The organism is Mycobacterium seoulense (assembly GCF_010731595.1).
GTDB classification, from domain to species: Bacteria; Actinomycetota; Actinomycetes; order Mycobacteriales; family Mycobacteriaceae; genus Mycobacterium; species Mycobacterium seoulense.
Map to the genome: position 1 here is coordinate 4,384,491 of NZ_AP022582.1, position 16,650 is coordinate 4,401,140.

16 protein-coding genes are annotated in these 16,650 nt (G+C 68.7%); 8 read left to right on the top strand and 8 right to left on the bottom strand.

Annotated elements, in window-relative coordinates:
- Positions 1 to 14: 14 nt before the first annotated feature.
- Both G6N37_RS20320 and G6N37_RS20325 read left to right on the top strand, forming a co-directional pair.
- Positions 15 to 896, top strand: coding sequence for a pyridoxamine 5'-phosphate oxidase family protein (locus G6N37_RS20320; RefSeq protein ID WP_163683194.1), 882 nt, complete (start codon positions 15 to 17; stop codon positions 894 to 896).
- A gap of 59 nt (positions 897 to 955) precedes the next feature.
- Positions 956 to 1,213: a hypothetical protein gene (locus G6N37_RS20325; RefSeq protein WP_163683196.1), complete on the top strand. Its 258-nt coding sequence runs from the start codon at positions 956 to 958 to the stop codon at positions 1,211 to 1,213.
- A 5-nt stretch (positions 1,214 to 1,218) separates the two neighbouring features.
- Here the strand turns inward: G6N37_RS20325 and G6N37_RS20330 are convergent, their stop codons facing one another.
- Positions 1,219 to 2,031, bottom strand: coding sequence for a PaaX family transcriptional regulator C-terminal domain-containing protein (locus G6N37_RS20330; protein WP_163683198.1), 813 nt, complete (start codon positions 2,029 to 2,031; stop codon positions 1,219 to 1,221).
- Positions 2,032 to 2,092: 61 nt separating this feature from the next.
- On the opposite strand from G6N37_RS20330, the gene G6N37_RS20335 reads away from it, so the two are divergent.
- The gene (locus G6N37_RS20335; protein ID WP_174813857.1) at positions 2,093 to 3,274 is read left to right on the top strand and encodes an aromatic ring-hydroxylating oxygenase subunit alpha; all 1,182 of its coding nucleotides are present in this window, start codon (positions 2,093 to 2,095) and stop codon (positions 3,272 to 3,274) included.
- Here G6N37_RS20335 and G6N37_RS20340 read toward each other — a convergent pair.
- The 5 genes from G6N37_RS20340 to G6N37_RS20360 form a co-directional block, all read right to left on the bottom strand.
- On the bottom strand, positions 3,271 to 4,080 hold the full coding sequence (locus G6N37_RS20340; protein ID WP_163683200.1) for a polysaccharide deacetylase family protein: 810 nt from the start codon (positions 4,078 to 4,080) through the stop codon (positions 3,271 to 3,273). The two genes, G6N37_RS20335 and G6N37_RS20340, sit on opposite strands and share 4 nt — an antisense overlap.
- A gap of 184 nt (positions 4,081 to 4,264) precedes the next feature.
- A complete protein-coding gene (locus G6N37_RS20345; protein ID WP_163683203.1) occupies positions 4,265 to 5,641 on the bottom strand; it encodes an alpha/beta hydrolase-fold protein in 1,377 nt (458 codons plus the stop codon).
- Between the two features lie 136 nt (positions 5,642 to 5,777).
- Complete coding sequence (locus G6N37_RS20350) at positions 5,778 to 8,018, bottom strand: heavy metal translocating P-type ATPase (protein WP_163683205.1); 2,241 nt, start codon at positions 8,016 to 8,018, stop codon at positions 5,778 to 5,780.
- Entirely contained in the window at positions 8,015 to 8,227 is a 213-nt protein-coding gene (locus tag G6N37_RS20355) for a heavy-metal-associated domain-containing protein (protein WP_163683207.1), read from the bottom strand. The genes G6N37_RS20350 and G6N37_RS20355 overlap by 4 nt, the downstream gene beginning before the upstream one ends.
- A gap of 75 nt (positions 8,228 to 8,302) precedes the next feature.
- On the bottom strand, positions 8,303 to 9,124 hold the full coding sequence (locus G6N37_RS20360; protein ID WP_163683209.1) for a mycofactocin-coupled SDR family oxidoreductase: 822 nt from the start codon (positions 9,122 to 9,124) through the stop codon (positions 8,303 to 8,305).
- An 80-nt stretch (positions 9,125 to 9,204) separates the two neighbouring features.
- Here G6N37_RS20360 and G6N37_RS20365 point away from each other — a divergent pair, with 80 nt between their 5' ends.
- Complete coding sequence (locus G6N37_RS20365; protein WP_163683211.1) at positions 9,205 to 9,678, top strand: SRPBCC family protein; 474 nt, start codon at positions 9,205 to 9,207, stop codon at positions 9,676 to 9,678.
- A 96-nt stretch (positions 9,679 to 9,774) separates the two neighbouring features.
- A complete protein-coding gene (locus tag G6N37_RS20370) occupies positions 9,775 to 10,209 on the top strand; it encodes a DUF417 family protein (RefSeq protein ID WP_174813858.1) in 435 nt (144 codons plus the stop codon).
- Here the strand turns inward: G6N37_RS20370 and G6N37_RS20375 are convergent.
- Positions 10,133 to 10,807 (bottom strand): TetR/AcrR family transcriptional regulator, encoded by a 675-nt coding sequence (locus G6N37_RS20375; protein WP_163683214.1) that lies wholly within the window; start codon positions 10,805 to 10,807, stop codon positions 10,133 to 10,135. The genes G6N37_RS20370 and G6N37_RS20375 overlap by 77 nt on opposite strands.
- A gap of 142 nt (positions 10,808 to 10,949) precedes the next feature.
- Here G6N37_RS20375 and G6N37_RS20380 point away from each other — a divergent pair, with 142 nt between their 5' ends.
- Genes G6N37_RS20380 through G6N37_RS20390 form a run of 3 tightly spaced genes read left to right on the top strand, consistent with a single transcriptional unit; the run spans position 10,950 to position 15,071 of the window.
- Positions 10,950 to 11,609, top strand: a complete 660-nt coding sequence (locus tag G6N37_RS20380; RefSeq protein WP_163683215.1) for a TetR/AcrR family transcriptional regulator — start codon at positions 10,950 to 10,952, stop codon at positions 11,607 to 11,609.
- Between the two features lie 49 nt (positions 11,610 to 11,658).
- A complete protein-coding gene (locus tag G6N37_RS20385; protein ID WP_163683217.1) occupies positions 11,659 to 13,458 on the top strand; it encodes a flavin-containing monooxygenase in 1,800 nt (599 codons plus the stop codon).
- A complete protein-coding gene (locus tag G6N37_RS20390; RefSeq protein ID WP_163683219.1) occupies positions 13,455 to 15,071 on the top strand; it encodes a flavin-containing monooxygenase in 1,617 nt (538 codons plus the stop codon). Before G6N37_RS20385 ends, G6N37_RS20390 begins: the two co-directional genes overlap by 4 nt.
- A gap of 151 nt (positions 15,072 to 15,222) precedes the next feature.
- Here the strand turns inward: G6N37_RS20390 and G6N37_RS20395 are convergent, their stop codons facing one another.
- Positions 15,223 to 16,620: a DUF2252 domain-containing protein gene (locus tag G6N37_RS20395; RefSeq protein WP_163683221.1), complete on the bottom strand. Its 1,398-nt coding sequence runs from the start codon at positions 16,618 to 16,620 to the stop codon at positions 15,223 to 15,225.
- Positions 16,621 to 16,650: the final 30 nt, after the last annotated feature.

Genomic DNA, 16,650 nt, shown 5'->3' on the forward strand with positions numbered 1-16,650 from the left:
GAAGGGCACGCTTCGTGATCACTCGCGATGTCGAGGCGAGCGCGGTAGCCGACTTGGCGCTCTCTCCTGCGCGGGCGGCGTTGGCCGTCACCATCGACGATGAGATCCTCGTTCTGCCCGCGAGCGTGAATCTTGACGCCCCCGTCGACCCCGCGTGGTCGCCGCGCGTCGTCCAGGTCCCGGAGGGCTGTCCAGATCTTGCCGATCGCAACGTCGTTGTCGTCGCCGACGATGGTCCACAGTGGTTTCGGCTGCGTTCGTTGACGGTCCGAGGGATGGCCAAGGCCATAGGCGATCACACCTACCGGGTCATGCCCCAACGAATCGTGGCCTGGGATTACGGAGCGCTTCGTCAGGTAGCGACGTCGCCGGTGGCCCCACCACGGCAGACTCCGTTCACGGCTGCCGGCCGGACGGACGAAGTCCCAGCCTTTCGCTCGCCGGAACTCGCTGCGGCGCTGCAGACTTCGCGAGTGATGATTGTCGCCAGTCGGTCGCTGAAGGGAACCCCGTTCGCGGTTCCGTTGTGGTTTGTCGCGCACGGCGGCCGCATCTATACGACGACCTCCGCGTCATCGTGGACGGTGCGCAATGTGGTCGCCACGTCACAGGTGGCCTTGTTGTTCGGGGGCGAGGGCCGGGACGACCCCGGCCGGCTCCTCGTGCGCGGATATGCCCGAGCGGTCCGCGGCGCGCCACCTGCGGCGGTGACCGCCCGGATGGCATGGCGCTACTACCTGCGACCGGAGTTCGCGGCGGTGGAGCTGAGGCACGCACGGCTTTGGGCGCTGCGACTGCGCTACTACCTCCAGTCGCGGGCCGCGTACATCGTGATCACGCCCAAGACGACGACCGGATGCCGGGCGCCGCAGCCGCAGCGTGCGACGAGCAGCTAAGCGGGCGGGCACGGCCATCGAGATGTGGAGGCGGCGTCGCGTCGGATTATCGTGATGGCATGGAAGATCCGCATATCTACCGCCGTCTCGCGCTGCTCGAACAGCAGGTGCGCCTATTGTCCGAAAGGCTCGAGGTCCCGTGCCCGACGTTCGGCAGCGACGTGGGCGCTACCGCGCCGGGCGTATTCGAGAACGGTGTGCCCGCGGAAGTTGTCGGCCTCGCCCGTTCCGGGAACAAAATCGCCGCGATCAAGCTGTACCAGCAGTTGACCGGCGCGGGCCTACGCGAGGCGAAGGACGCCGTCGACCCCCTGTAGGGCGACTATGGCCCGCGGAACGCGCTGTTCATCCGCCGCTTGAAGGCGCGATCGAAACGGCGGTAGCCGCGACGCAAGGTGTGGCCGGGCCAACCGTCGCCCGTCAGCTCGGCGGGCAGCAGCGGGTCGCGCTGAAGATGGCGGACCACGGCGATCGAAAGCGCGAACTCGTAGGTGAAGCTCTCGGTCGAGTCGTCACGTCCGCCCGTTTCGAGCGCGGAATTCATCGCGTTAATGAGCGCCCTGGCGTTGTCGGCCCATTCATCGAGGGAAAAAAGCGATCGCACCCTGTCGGCCGCCATGTCCGTGGCGGCGCCGTGGAAATGGGTGCACTGCCGCTCCAGGACCGCCCTGAGCGGCGGAAACCGTTGCGGATCAAGGTTATCCGGGCGAATCCAAACGCCCTCCCGAAGCTCGACCAGATGCAGGGCCGTCGCCGCCCTTCTCAGCTCCAGGCGATCGCCGGCCGACCTGCGCTCCAGTGCGACGATCGCCAGTTCCCAGGTTCCGTCCCAGCGCCGGGCGGCCGCGTCATCGATCCGCGCCGCCTCATCGACGCGTTCGCGCCGCTCGGACAATCGTCCCGCGAGCGCGTAGCTGCCACCGTCGGCGGTCAGTTCGCCGGTGGACACCATCCGCCACAGGCACGTGCGGGTCGCGCCGGGGCTGATGCCGAACAGCGAGCCCACCGCCACCAGCTCCGCCACCGTGAGGCGCCCACGGTCCGACCCCAGCAACGCCGAAGCCAGCACCGAGCGCGCGCTCAGCGGCCGGCTGTCGATCAGGTCCCTCGCCGGGGATCGAGGCGGGGCGGGCACGGCTGACAACGGTATCACCAAATCATTGACACGTGATGTTCACAGCGTGATACTGACGGACATGAGCGTCCCGGCCGAGTCGGTGCTCGCCAACGACGTGGAGATCGTGCGGCGCGTCCTCGCCCATATCGACGCCGGTACCACCGACGCGGGTGGCGCGTGGCGTGAGCCGGTCGAAAACTATTTGAATCCAGGCCGATTCGCCGAAGAACTCCGGTTGCTTCGCGCGATGCCGAGCGTCTTCGTCCCCTCGGCGGCGATCCCCGACCCGGGCGACCACGTCGAGCGGAACGCCTTCGGCGTGCCCCTGTTCGCCGTGCGGGGGCGCGACCGGCGCGCGCGGGTGTTCCGCAACGCGTGCCGGCATCGCGGTTTCGCCCTCGTCGAGGGGGCCGGCTGCGCCCGCGCCCTGGTGTGTCGCTACCACGGGTGGACCTATCGCCTGGACGGTTCGCTCTCGCACGTGCCCAACGCCGAGGCGTTCCCCGGCCTGGACGCGTCGACCCGCGGTTTGGTCGAGGTCCCCAGCCACGAGGTGGACGGTCTCATCGTCATCGGCGCGCTCGACTCACCTGCGGGCACACAAGATCTGGTAGGCGAGGCGCTGGCCGCGTTGACGGGCGGGGCCGCCTGGCGGGACAAATTGGCCCCGGCATGCCGGCTCGTGTACGTGGAGTCCACCCCGAAGGCGATGAACTGGAAGGTTCTCGTCGAACAGTTTCTAGAGGGCTACCATATCCGGTCGACGCACAAGGACACCTTCTTCCCGGTGCAATACGACGACCTCAACGTGGTCGAGACATTCGGTCCGAACAGTCGAATCACCTTCCCGTACCGCAACATTGAACGGCTGCGTGATCGCCCCGAGAGCAGCTGGACGACGGATGCGCGGGTGACCTACGTGTATCAGCTGTTCCCGAACGTCATGGTGGCGACCTTCCCGGATCTGGTGCTCGTGATCGTGGTCGACCCGGTGGACATCGACCACAGCACGCTCGTCGTCTACACGATGGTCAGGCGGGACTTCGTTGACCGGGTGACGGCCGATGCGCCGAGCAACCCGGCGGGGGCGGGTAGCTTCATCGCCCGCGGTGCGGTGGAGGACAACGAGATGTCCGAGGGCGTGCAACGCGGATTGCACTCGGGCGCAAACCAATTCGTGGAATTTGGCCGCCACGAGAGCGCGATCGGGCACTTTCATGCCACGCTTGATGAACGCCTTGCGGCCATCGCCCGACCCTAGGGCGTCTTCAGGAAGACGTCGTTGAGCGTGACGGTGCGCAGGTTGCGCTCGCGGATGAAGTCGACGAGCTGCGGGTAGACGTGCGTCACGGGCAGGTGATTGAGGTGTCCGATGACGATCGCCTGCGGGGTGAAGTACTGATCGGCCATCTGGACGATGTAGTCCTCGGTGATCAACGTGGAATCCGACAGCGACCCCGACCACAAGGTCGGCACCGTGTAGCCCAGATCGGCGGCGACGGCGTCGACGGCGGCGTTGCGCTTGGCGTACGGCGGCCGCCAGTACGGCTTCGCGCCGATGCCGTACGTCTTCTTGAGGAATTCGTCGTTGCGGGAGAGCTGTTGGGCGATCTGGTCTTTGGGCAGCTTCGTCAGATCGGGGTGGGACCAGGTGTGGTTGCCGAGTTGGATCTGCCCGCTGTCGACCAGGGGCCGCAGCATCTCCTTGTTCTCGGTCCAGGAGTCATAGGTCCCGTTGACGAAGTAGGTCAACCGCACACCGGTGTCCTTGGCGAACTGTGTGTACGCGCGCACCACCTCGCTGTTGACGCCGTCGTCGACGGTCAGAGCGAGCAGATCGCCTTCGCCGGGGATCTTCATCAATGCACCCCCGCCGGGCAGCGGGATGCGGGCGTCGGGCGGCGGGGGCGGCAACAAGGCCGTCGGGGCGGCGGGGCCGGATACCGCCACGGACGCCGGCGGTACTTGGGCGAACGTTCGCGGCTGCGGGTCGACCACGAGCCGGGCGGCACCCACGCCGGCGACGACCGACGCGGCCAGCGAACCCAGGAACTGACGGCGGTTCATCTCGACGCGAGAGGTGGTCCGGACTCGACGTGGGGCGCGGCGCGGCGCGCACCGGGCCGACCCGCGGAGGGGTCGCCCGTCATGCAGTACATCGCAGCCATCAGCAGCGAACGGTACCACTACCAGGGCGAATATAACGCGAGCGTTACTGGTGGGTCACCTGTGAATTTTGTGACTACTGTGATTACCCGTGCTGGGGCAGCTGCACCGGCTCGACTTCGGGCGTTCCCAGCCTCGAGGCCAGCCAGGGCAGCGCAGCGGTGAACGCCTGAGCGGCGAACGGCCAGTCGTGCTTGCCCGGCTGGCTCACCACGGCGCAGGTGATGCCGTTGGCGGCGCCGGCGGCGCACAGCGCGTTCGCGGCGGCGTCCTGGCCCTCCGGGTTGGCGGTGGGGTCGGTGCTGGGAGCCGCCCCGGTCGGGTTGGCTTCCTCGGCGACGTTGCGCGGCTCCGATGACCCCGGGACGTCGAACCAGCCCGCCAGCCCGGTATAGCGACCATGGCGCGCGATCACCGTGAGCGGGTCGAAAGCGGCCCACGCCGTGTGGTTGCCGCCGAACAACTTGGCGATCGTTTGGTCCCTGGGGCCGACATTGGGGCTCCGGTCACCGGCGATGTCGACGAACGCGCTGAATAACTCCGGATGCATGACGGCCAGGTCGACCGCGCAGGTCCCGCCCATCGACCATCCGGCGACGCCCCAGTTGGCGCGGTCGGCACTGACGCCGAAGTTGGACACCACGAACGGCACGACATCCTTGGTCAGATGGTCGGCGGCGTTGCCGCGGCTGCCGTTGACGCACTCGGTGTCGTTGTCGAAAGAACCGGTGGGATCGACGAACACCAGCACCGGGGCGAAGCCGTGATGCGCGGCGGCGAAGCCGTCGATCGCGGTGAAGGCGCCGCCCGGGCCCAGCCAGTCGGCCGGGGTGTTGAACGCCGAGCTGATCATCATGACCGCAGGCAGCCGAGGCGGGGGATTGCTGTTGAACCACGCGGGGGGCAGATAGACCAACTCCCGGCGGTGGTGAAAGTGGGAGGCGTTGTCGTCGATGTCCACCGGCACCACCACGCCCTTGGACGGCCTGGTTCCGGCGACCTGCATCTCGGTGACGCGAAGCCGGTCGACCTGGTCGGGCAGCGGCACCGAGGTCAATTGATTCCACGCGGCAAGTGCCGTCGGGAAATAGCCCACCCATCCGTTGAGGGCCAGGCCCGCGCACGCCACGCACAGGGGTACGGACAACACGGCCAGCGCGCGGCGCCACCAGCGTGCACCCGGCCATCCCACCAGCACCACCGCAGCGGCCAGGCCGGTCAGCGCGATCCACACCCACAGCGCCGTCGGCGCCGGGTCGCCGGCCACGCCGAGCGACGTGATGTACCAATACGAGAGCCCGGTCACCGCAACGGCCGCGATCAGGGCCACGGGCAGCACCCGCTTGAGCCAGGGCCGCGCACGCCACTGGATCGCGACGATCAGCGCCAGCAACGTCAGTGCCTGCACGGCCGGCGGGAACCAGCCGTGCAGCAAGGACAGTCGTCCGAAGAATTGGTCCAACGGTCGTTGCCTTTGCTGAGTCGATCGCTGCGCGGAGCGGACCCGTGGTCTTTTCGAACGCAATGGGTCGGAAGACAACTATCCCACATCAGCCCCGCCCCTCCGGGTGCCCGTCGCGGCGTGTGGGTGTGGCGATCTACGGGTTCGTCACGCTGCTGAACGAGCGGAGGCGCAGGCTGTTGGCGACGACGAAAACGCTGGAAAAGGCCATCGCAGCGCCCGCGAGCATCGGGTTCAGCATGCCGAGCGCGCCGAGCGGGATCGCGGCGATGTTGTAGCCGAAGGCCCAGAACAGGTTGGTCTTGATCGTGGCCAGCGTCCGCCGGGACAGCCGGATCGCATCCACCGCGGCGCGCAGGTCGCCGCGGGTGACGGTGAGGTCGGCGGCTTCGATCGCGACGTCGGTGCCGGTGCCCATGGCCACCCCGAGGTCGGCGGCCGCGAGGGCCGCGGCGTCGTTGACGCCGTCGCCGACCATGGCCACCACCTTGCCTTCGGACTGCAGGCGTTTGACGGCGGCGACCTTGTCGGCGGGCATCGTGTCGGAGATGACCTGTTCGATGCCGACCTGCTCGGCGATCCGATCGGCGACGGCCCCGTTGTCGCCGGTCAGCAGGATCGGCGTCAGGCCCAGCCGCTTGAACTGCCGGATCGCCTCGGCGCTGGTGGGTTTGACGGTGTCGGCGACCACCAGGACTCCGCGCGCGCGGCCGTCCCAGCCGACGGCGACCGCGGTCCTGCCCTGGCCCTCGGCGCGCGCCGCGCCCACCGACAGCGCGGCGTCCAGCGGCTGGCCCGCATCCGCCAGCAGGCGTGGGCGTCCGACCGTGATCGTGTGGCCGTCGACGATGCCCCGCACACCGTTGCCCTCGAGGCTGGCGAAACCGTCGGGTGTGGGCAGGGCGTGCAGCTCGGCTTTGGCGGCCCTGGCGATGGCCTGCGCGATGGGATGTTCGGAGGCGTCCTCGAGCGCCCCGGCGTAACGAAGGAGCGTCTCGCGGTCGGTCGCCGGCCCGGTGATCACGTCGACCAGGGTCATCTTCCCGGTGGTGACCGTGCCGGTCTTGTCGAGCACGATCGTGTCGACGCTGCGGGTCGACTCCAGCACCTCGGGGCCTTTGATCAGCACACCGAGCTGAGCCGCGCGGCCCGTGCCGACGAGCAGGGCGGTCGGGGTGGCCAGCCCCAGGGCGCACGGGCAGGCGATGATGAGCACCGCGACGGCCGCGGTCAGGGCCGCGGTGGCCGGGAAGCCGAGCGCGAGCCATGCGCCGAGCGTCAGCAGGGCGATGCCGATGACGACGGGGACGAACACGGCGGAGATGCGGTCGGCGAGCCGCTGCACCTCGGCCTTGCCCGATTGGGCCTCCTCGATCAGCTTGGCCATGTGCGCCAGCTGAGTGTCGTCGCCGACGCGGGTGGCGCGCACGACGAGGCGGCCGCCGGCGTTGACGGTGGCACCCGTGACGGCGTCGCCCTCGCCGACCTCGACCGGGACGGATTCGCCGGTGAGCATCGAGGCGTCCACGGCCGAGGATCCCGCGACCACGATTCCGTCGGTGGCGACCTTCTCGCCGGGCCGCACCACGAACTCGTCCCCGACCGCGAGGCGGTCCAAGGGGATGCGGGTCTCGGCGCCGTTCCGCAACACCGCCACGTCCTTGACGCCCAGCTCGATCAGTGCGCGCAGCGCGGCGCCCGCCGCCCGCTTGGAACGCTTCTCGAAGTACCGTCCGGCCAGCACGAACAGCGTCACGCCCGCGGCCACTTCGAGGTAGATGTTGCCGGCGCCGTCGGCCGCCCCGACGGACAGCTCGAAGCGGTCGCGCATCCCCGGCTCCCCCGCGGTCCCGAGAAACAGCGCATACAGCGACCACAGGAAGGCCGACAGCGTTCCGATCGAGACGAGGGTGTCCATGCTGGCGGCGCCGTGTCTCAGGTTGGCCCAGGCCGCGGTGTGGAAGGGCCGGCCGGCCCACACGACGACCGGGGCGGCCAGCACCAGCGACGCCCACTGCCAATAGCGGAATTGCAGGTCGGGGACCATCGCCATGGCGATCACCGGGCCGGCGAGCACGGCCGCGGTGATCAGGCGCGCGCGAAGCGCGCCCAGCTCGGGGTCGACGGCGGTCGTGGGGGCGCGTTCCTCCCGCCGCTGGGGCAGGGCGGCGCTGTAACCGACCTGTTCGACGGCGGTGATCAGCAGTTGGGGGTCATACCCCGAGGGGACGGTGAGCGCGGCCTTTTCGGTCGCGTAGTTGACGGTCGCGGCGACACCGTCGAGCCTGTTCAGCTTCTTCTCGATCCGGGCCGCGCACGACGCGCACGTCATGCCCGCGATGTTCAGCTCGATATGGGTCACCGGCGCCGCGCTCATGCCACCAAGACGGCCTCGTAGCCCGCCTCGTCAACCGCGCCGAGGACTGCAGCGGAGTCGAGGGGAACAGAACTCGTGATCACGAGACGGCCCGTGTCGGCGCTGACCTCGACACGCTGCACGCCCGGGAGCCGACCGACCTCGTCCTTGACCGCCGCCTCGCAGTGGGCGCAGCTCATCCCGTCCACCCGGTATTCACTCGTGGTCATGGCATTCCTTCCGATACCCACCATTCTGACTGGTGGGTGGCGTCAGGGGTGCGGCAGTATCGGTCCGGACCGGGATCAGACGTAGCCCACGCCGATGTCGACCGACACCTGGGTGGCCGTGACCAACCGGGACTGGTCGGAGGCCAGCCAGGCTACGGCGTCGGCGATGTCCTCCGGCTGCGCGATTCCCTCGGGCAGCAGCGGCTTGTGCAGGCCGCGAAGATGCGGGTAGGTGTCGGCGGCCGCCTGCAGCGCCTCGCGCATCCGGCCGGTACCCATCGGCGTCGCGACCGCTCCGGGGTTGAGGCTGTTGACGCGGATGTTGTGCCGGCCCAGCTCGGCGGCGAACGCGCGCGCCATCCCGACCACGGCGTGCTTGCTCGCGGTGTAGTGGATCATGAACGACTGCATGTTGATGCCGGCCGCCGACCCGATCAGGATGATCGATCCGCCGCGACCACCGTCGATGATGTGCGGGGCGCCGGCCATCACCGTGTTCCAGGTGCCGGTCACGTTGGTGTCGATGGTGTCGCGGAACGCTTCCGCCGTGATCTGGTCCCAGGGCGCGGGACTGCAGATCCCCGCGTTGGCCACGATGATGTCGAGACGGCCCAGTTCGCCGACCGCCCGGCCGACGGCAGCTGTGAGCGCCTCGAGGTCGCGGATGTCGACGGGCGCGGCGATGACCCGTCTGCCGTGGGCGCTCACCAGCCGCTCCGTTTCGGCCAGATCCTCGGGCGTCGGCGAATCGTAGGGCACGCTCGGCGGCAACGGTCCGGCGATGTCGACGGCGATGATGTCGGCGCCCTCGGCGGCCAAGCGTACGGCGTGCGCCCGGCCCTGCCCCCGCGCGGCGCCGGTGATCAGTGCGACCTTGCCGGGAATTGACTGGCTCATCGGTTCTCGAAGTCCTTTCTCACCAACCCGGCGAAGCGTAGCGTCGAGCTGGCTTTGCGAGCTCAGCGGAGGGAAGCATCATGACTGTCACCGTTGTCGATGCGGGACCGCGGCAGGTGAGCCGGTCGGTTGAAGTGGCCGCGCCGGCCGCCGAGCTGTACGCGATGGCCGCCGACCCGCGCCGCCACAGTGAACTGGACGGCTCGGGCACCGTGCGCGACAACATCAAGGTGCCGGCGGAAATGGCTGTGGGATCGAAGTTTTCGACCAAGATGAAGATGTATGGCCTGCCGTACCGCATCACCAGCACGGTGACCGCCTTGAAGCCGAACGAACTGGTCGAATGGCGTCACCCGGTGGGCCACCGCTGGCGCTGGGAGTTCGAGGCGCTGTCTCCATCGCTGACGCGGGTCACCGAGACGTTCGATTATCGCGACGCCGGCGCGATCAAGAACACGCTGAAGTACTACGAGCGGATCGGTGCCTGCAAAGGAAATGCCGTCGGCATTGAAGCCACGCTCGCCCAGCTGCGAGACCGCTACGCCGCGCGATAACCGCGACGGTGAACAAAATCAGGACGGCGATCGCGGCTGCTCTGTGGACAAGATCAGTCGCCCGTGAGCATCCCCAGCGTTGCCCTCCTCCTCACTGTGTCTCGCACGGCGCAGGCGCCGATTCAGTCCGGCCAATTCGTCGGCCGGTACGGATTGGTCATCGCGTTGGCCTGGATCGGCTTTGGCAAGTACGTCAAACACAGCCCACTGATGAGCTGGATATACGACGCATTCAGCGCCGCGACCGTCGCACGAGGGCTGGGAACAGTGGAAATCGCTGCGGCACTGCTCATTGCGTTGCGGCCGGTATGGCCGCGCGCGTCGGCGGCGGGCAGCGCGCTGGCGGTGGTGCTCTTCGTGGGGACGCTGAGTTTCTTGTTCACCACCCCCGGCGTCGTCGCCACCCACTCCGCGGGCCTTCCCGTGCTCTCGGCGCTACCGGGCCAGTTCCTGCTCAAGGACCTGGTGCTGATCGGCGTCGCGGTGTGGACCTTGGGCGAGTCGTTGACCGCGCGAACAGCGTCCCCCTGATCAGGTCCTTCGCCGCGGCCAGCGTGGCCGCGTAAGCCTGCGGCGACAGACTGGCCGCCCGCTCCGTCAATCCTCGAGTCAGCGCGTAGATCGCATCGACTGCGGCGCCCGCGTCGGTGCCGGCGGGTAGCGCGCCGCGGGTCCGGGCGTCCTCGACGATCTCGGCGACGGTGTCGCGCAACGCTTTCGGTGCGGGATCCTGCGGCCGGCCGCGAAGGGGATGCTCGGTGCTCTCCGCACGGACCGCGCGATCGAATGCGGCGAGATGGGGATGCTCGCGCATGAGCCGGCTTGCCTCGTCCAACACCGCCGCAAGGCGATCGGCCACGTCATCGCGCGACGCGGCGGCCGCTCGCAGCCGCGGCACCGCCTTCCGTTCGATGTCCTCGACGGCGGCGTCCAGCAATTCGGACTTGTTCGGAAAGTAGTGATACAGGCTGCCGCTGGTCATGTCGGCAGCCCGGGCGATCTCGCGAATCGTGGTGCGGGAATAGCCCTTCTCGGCCACGCACCGCATCGCCGCGGCGATGATGCGGGCGCGGGTCCGCTCACCGTCGGCGCCCACCGGTCGGCCCAATTGCGATGCCGTGGCGCTCATGCGGCGCGAAACCCGCCGCGGGTCCGTCCATCACCCACTGCGCACCTCCGCGGCCAACCCCGGGCTAATCGATCACTCGATTATATTTGACCGGGTCGGCACCGAGCGCCGGCGGACAGGACGCGCGAGTGGGAAAGGCACGGTGACGCGGGCGCAGCTGGGACGCCCCGTGGGCGCCAGCGGCGAGGAGACCCGGCGACGGATCATCGCCGCCACCATGCGCTGCGTCGCCGACGTCGGCTACTCGCGAGCCACGATCCGCGAGATCGCCCGCACCGCGAACGTCACCAGCGCGAGCCTCTACAACTATTTCCCCAACAAGGCCGAGTTGATCAAAGCCGCGATCGCGGCGCGCACCGATGTCGCGCTGCCCCGGCTGCGTGCGGCCGCCGCCAAACCCGGGAATGTCATCGACCGCATCGAGGCGGTGCTCGACGAATCGGGCCGGCTCATGCGCGAGTACCCCGATCTCGCCGCCTTCGAGTGGGTCATCCGTGCCGCGGGTGTCGTCGGTGCCGATTCGCAGCCCGCGGGAGGCGCCGGTTTTCAGGCATTCCGCGAAATCATCGAGGGCGTCATCGACGAGTCCTCCCGCGCGGGCGATCTCGCTCACCGGCCCGATCGGGACAGCGTCGTCGAGGCCGTCTACGCCCTGATCTACGGGTTGGTCGAACTGGCGGCCACGTCGCCGCCGCGGGAGTACCACGCCGCGCTCGAGTCGGCCAAACGAATGGTCAGGGGAACGCTGTTCGCTCCGGCCGGGCGGGGATCACCGCAGGCAGGGGGCATTAAGCGCCCTTGATATGATCAAGCGATTGATTATATAGTCGGGCCACGAGAGGAATCCGGCCGTGACTGAGACCGTTGGCGTGACCTTCGACGTCGACGCGCTGCGCCGCAAGTACGCCGAAGAGCGGGCGCGGCGCCTGCGCCCGGACGGCATCGCGCAGTACGTCGAGATGGCCGGTCCGTTCGCCCGGTTCGCCGACGACCCGTGGGTGGACGGGAACTTCACTCGGGAGCCGCTCACCGACGAGGTGGACGTCGCGGTCATCGGGGCCGGCTTCGGCGGGTTGTTGACGGGCGTGCGCCTGCGTCAGCTCGGCGTGGACAGCGTGCGGTTGATCGACAGGGCGGCCGACGTGGGTGGCACCTGGTATTGGAACCGGTATCCCGGAATCGCCTGCGACGTCGAGTCCTATGTCTACATGCCGCTGCTCGAGGAGCTCGGCTACATCCCGACCGAGAAATACGCCAAGGGCGCCGAGATCTTCGCGCATTGCCAGCGCATCGCCCGACACTACGACCTCTACCGCGACGCGTGCCTGCGCACCGAGGTACGCGAGATCCGCTGGGACGCGGACGAATCCCGGTGGATCATCCGCACGAACCACGGCGACGAGATGCGGGCCCGGTTCGTGTCCATGGCCAACGGCTACCAGGCCAAACCCAAGCTGCCCGGCATCGAGGGCCTCGGCGCGTTTCGCGGCCACGCGTTCCACACCAGCCGGTGGGACTACTCCTACACCGGCGAGGAGCTGGAGAACCTGGCGGATAAGCGTGTCGGCATCATCGGTACCGGGGCCACGGCGATCCAGTGCGTCCCACATCTCGCCCGGGCGGCGCGGCGGCTCTACGTCTTCCAGCGCACGCCGTCATCGGTGGACGTGCGGGCCAACCGCCCGACGGATCCCCAGTGGGCCAGCACATTACGGCCCGGCTGGCAGCGCGACCGCATCGAGAACTTCCAGATTCTCACCGCCGGCGGCCGGGCCGACGAAGACCTGGTCGCCGACGCGTGGACGAGCATCACCCGCAAGCTTCCGGTGATGCGCCATGACGGTGACGGCGTTCTGGACCCGGCACAGCGCGGCCGCGACATCGAAATCGCGGATTTCGCGAAGATGGAAGAGATCCGGGCGCGAGTCGAGGGGATAGTCACCGACCCCTCCACCGCGGAGGCGCTCAAGCCGTGGTACGGGTACTTCTGCAAACGCCCCTGCTTCCACGACGAGTACCTGCAGACGTTCAACCGCGACAACGTCACGCTGGTCGACACCCGCGGCCGCGGCGTCGAGCGCATCACCGAGGCCGGCGTGGTCGTCGATGGTGTGCCCTACGAGCTCGACTGCCTGATCTTCGCAACGGGTTTCGAGGTGGGCACCGACTACTGCCGTCGCACGGGGTTCGAGCTCGTGGGCCGCGACGGGGTGTCACTGACCGAACACTGGCGCGACGGGGTGCGCACCTTTCAGGGGCTGTGTACGACGAAGTTCCCGAACTGCTTCATCGAGAGCATCGCCCAGGCGGGCTTGACGGTGAACTTCCCCTACCTGCTGGACGTGCAGGCCACCCACGCCGCGTGGATCATCGCGTGGGCGCTCGAGCACCGCGTGACCGAGGTCGAGGCCGCGCCGGCCGCGGAGTCGGCGTGGGTCGAAACGGTCGTCACCCGATCGGCTGCCAGCGCCGAGCGCGCGCAGACGTGCACACCCGGCTACTACAACCGGGAGGGCAAGGCGGACAACAAGACTCGGCAGGGTAGCTTCTTCTTCGGCGCGCCCACCGAGTACGCCGACCTGCTGCGCGAGTGGCGGGCCAACGGTGACCTGGAAGGCTACCTGATTCGCGGCGGCGAGGCCCGGCCGTGACCAGTCGGCAGGCCGGGTGGCGCTACGGCGTCGGCCGGCTGCGGGCCGCGACCCGGCGCCGGCGCCCACCCAAGGTGGCGATCATCGGCGCGGGTTTCGGTGGGCTGGGCGCCGCCGTCGCGCTACGCCGGGCCGGCATCGACGATCTGGTGATCATCGAGGGCGACGAGGGCGTCGGCGGCACCTGGCGACGAAACACGTATCCCGGCGCCGCGTGCGACATCCAGAGCCACCTCTACTCGTTCTCGTTCGCCCCCAACAAATCCTGGAGCCGAACCTACGCCCGACAGCCGGAGATCCTGGCCTACCTGGAGTCGGTCACCGACGACTTCGACCTGCGCCGGCATCTCATGCTGGGCACCCGGGTCCACTCGGTCCGCTGGACCGGCGCGGCCTGGGACTGCCAGCTGGACCGTGCCGGGCGCGCGGACACCCTGACCGTCGACGTCGTCGTCTGCGCCGTCGGATTGTTCGGTTCCCCACGGCTTCCCGACATCGCGGGCCTGACCGACTTCACCGGCACGCTCATGCACACCGCGCGGTGGGATCACCGGGTCGACCTGGCGGGCAAGAAGGTGGCGGTGATCGGCACCGGCGCGAGCGGGGTGCAGGCGGTCCCCGAACTGGCCGAGATCGCCGAGAGTGTCACCGTCTTTCAGCGCACACCGCCGTGGATGGTGCCCAAGGACGACCGCCCTTACAGCGCCACCGAATTGGCGCGGTTCCGGCGCAACCCCCTGGCCGCACGCCGCACCCGCTGGCAGATCTGGAAGTTCCAGCACGACAACACGGCGACCTTCGCCGACGATCCCGTCATCGACGCGCGCACGCAGTTCGCGACGTCGTTCCTGGAGCGCACCGTCGCCGACGAGGCGCTGCGCCGGGCGTTGACGCCCGACTACCCGTTCCGCTGCAAGCGGGTGTTGCTGGGGGACGATTTCTACCGGGCGCTGCAGCGGGACAACGTCGAGCTGGTCACCGACCCCATCGAGCGGATCGATAAGTCGTCGGTGCGCACCCGCGCGGGGCGCGTCGTCGACGTCGATGTGATCGTGCTGGCCACCGGGTTCGAGACGTCGCGCTATCTGTCGGGCATCGACGTCATCGGGTCCGGGGGACGCCGGCTGCACGAGCGGTGGGGTGATGACCCGAGCGCCTACCTGGGCGTCGCGGTCAGCGGCTTCCCGAATTTCTTCATGCTCTACGGTCCGAATACCAACCAGGGCGGCAATTCGATCGTCTACATCCTCGAGGCCGGTGCGCGACTGATCGCCAGCGCGGTCAGCCGAGTGGCGCGCAAGGGCGGCTACCTCGACGTTCGCCCCGATGCCGAAAGGCGCTACAACGACCAGCTTTCCGCGGACCTGGAGCGCACCATCTGGACCCGGTGCGACAGCTACTTCCGGTCGCCCACCGGCCGCATCGTCACCCAGTGGCCGTACACCGAGCTGGAGTACGCCCGCCGCACCTGGCGGCTGCGGCCGCGCGACTGGCGGCTAGCGCAGGCCGAAGTCGATGACCCCGCGGATCAGGTGGCCGGCGGTCAGGTCGGCGTAGGCCTCGTTGATGTCGTCGAGCCGGTAGCGTCAGGTGATCATCTCGTCGAGGAGTAGCCGACCCGACTCGTACAGCGTGGCCAGTAGCGGGATGTCGCTCTTGGGATTACACGAACCGAAGACGGTGCCGCATCGAGCTCGAATTCTTCGACCGACCACGGGCGGCCGTACTCGTGGAGGATGGCCGCGCGGCTTCGCATCGACCGCGCTACCGGGCGGGGTCCGCGGCGACCTCGATGTCGCCGGCCGCGGCCGCGGCCCTCAATTGGTGGAAATCATCGAGCGCCTTGTCGGCGTAGGCGTAGCACCACTCGGCCACGGCGTCCTGCACGATGTTGCCGGTGCCGACGTATCCGCGTAGCAACGACGCATTCGCGCTCTGCGAGTGGGCGCGCGCCAACAGCACCGCGCAGGCGGCGACGTAGTCGCTGAACGTGGCGGGCGCCATGCCCTCGGTGTCGATCGTGCCCTTCATGTCGTGGAACTGCCGGACGTAGTAGTCGCGGCCGTCCTTGCGGGTCGGCCCGAGAAACACGTCCGACATCGCCTGCAGAATGCGCTGGCCGTCGACGACGCGGATGCCCTGGCCCTTGGCCTCGACGGCCGCGCCCAGCATGGCCGGCTGCGGCCAGCCGCCGTATTCGTCGAGCACCGACCGGGTTGCCTCCTTGATCTGCAGGATGAGCGGGGTGCCGTTGGGGCCCACCAGGATGACCAGGAAGCACCGGGTTCCCACGCTGCCCACGCCGACCACCCGCAACGCCACATCGGTGACGCGGAAATGCGACAGCAGAAGCGCGATGTCGGCGGGAACGGTGGCCAGGTATTCCTGAATCGACTCCACCAGAACGGCTTCGGCGTCCTCGTCGAGGTGCTGCAGAACCGGTGGCACCTCCCGCAGCCGCGGTGTTCCGTCGGCGCCGATCTCGGTGAGCTGCCTGAAGAGCCGCGCCGACGTCCGGCTGCGCGCCCGGGACGTCGTCTTCTGAATCACGCCGAGCAGGCCCTTGGATACCGTCGCGGCGTGGCGCTCCGGTTCCACGCGCAGGTAGTAGCGGTCCAGGACATCCATCGCGAGCATGGCCTGCAGGCTGGTCTGGTAGCCGAGCAGTGCCTGCCCGACGCAGCGGCGGATCGCCTTGGCGGGGTACCCCGCATGACGACCGCCGACGATCGCGCTGGTGATCAGGCGCTTGACGTCCCACTCCGCCGGGGCGACGGCAGCCTCGTCGAAGTCGTTCAGGTCGAACACGATTGAGCGGTGCGGCGCCGCGTACATGCCGAAGTTGGACACATGAGCGTCGCCGCAACACATCACTTCGATCCCGCTTGACGGGCTGGCACCCAGATCGGCGGCCATCACGGCGGCCGACCCGCGGTAGAAGGAGAACGGGTCGGCGAGCATTCGGGCAAACCGCAGCGGCACGAGTTCGGTTAGCCGCCCGGTGTTTTGAGCCACCAGGATTTCGGTGGCCGACTTCGTGGATGGGGTCAGCTGCGCGAGCGTGCGGCGCGGCACGGCCTTGCGCAGCGCACGGCCGCGCGCCTCATCCTGGTCCGGAACCTCGAGATCGATCAGGCGTTCACGCAGCACCCGTTGCGGCATCCGCTCAGCATAGGTAGCGAGCCCGCGGCC

Bases quoted from the DNA above. Each gene is read 5' to 3' on its own strand.
- G6N37_RS20375 (WP_163683214.1), bottom strand. From the start codon at position 10,807: ATGAGCGCCACGGCATCGCAATTGGGCCGACCGGTGGGCGCCGACGGT.
- G6N37_RS20355 (WP_163683207.1), bottom strand. From the start codon at position 8,227: ATGACCACGAGTGAATACCGGGTGGACGGGATGAGCTGCGCCCACTGC.
- G6N37_RS20365 (WP_163683211.1), top strand. From the start codon at position 9,205: ATGACTGTCACCGTTGTCGATGCGGGACCGCGGCAGGTGAGCCGGTCG.
- G6N37_RS20335 (WP_174813857.1), top strand. From the start codon at position 2,093: ATGAGCGTCCCGGCCGAGTCGGTGCTCGCCAACGACGTGGAGATCGTG.
- G6N37_RS20395 (WP_163683221.1), bottom strand. From the start codon at position 16,620: ATGCCGCAACGGGTGCTGCGTGAACGCCTGATCGATCTCGAGGTTCCG.
- G6N37_RS20350 (WP_163683205.1), bottom strand. From the start codon at position 8,018: ATGAGCGCGGCGCCGGTGACCCATATCGAGCTGAACATCGCGGGCATG.
- G6N37_RS20360 (WP_163683209.1), bottom strand. From the start codon at position 9,124: ATGAGCCAGTCAATTCCCGGCAAGGTCGCACTGATCACCGGCGCCGCG.
- G6N37_RS20325 (WP_163683196.1), top strand. From the start codon at position 956: ATGGAAGATCCGCATATCTACCGCCGTCTCGCGCTGCTCGAACAGCAG.
- G6N37_RS20340 (WP_163683200.1), bottom strand. From the start codon at position 4,080: ATGAACCGCCGTCAGTTCCTGGGTTCGCTGGCCGCGTCGGTCGTCGCC.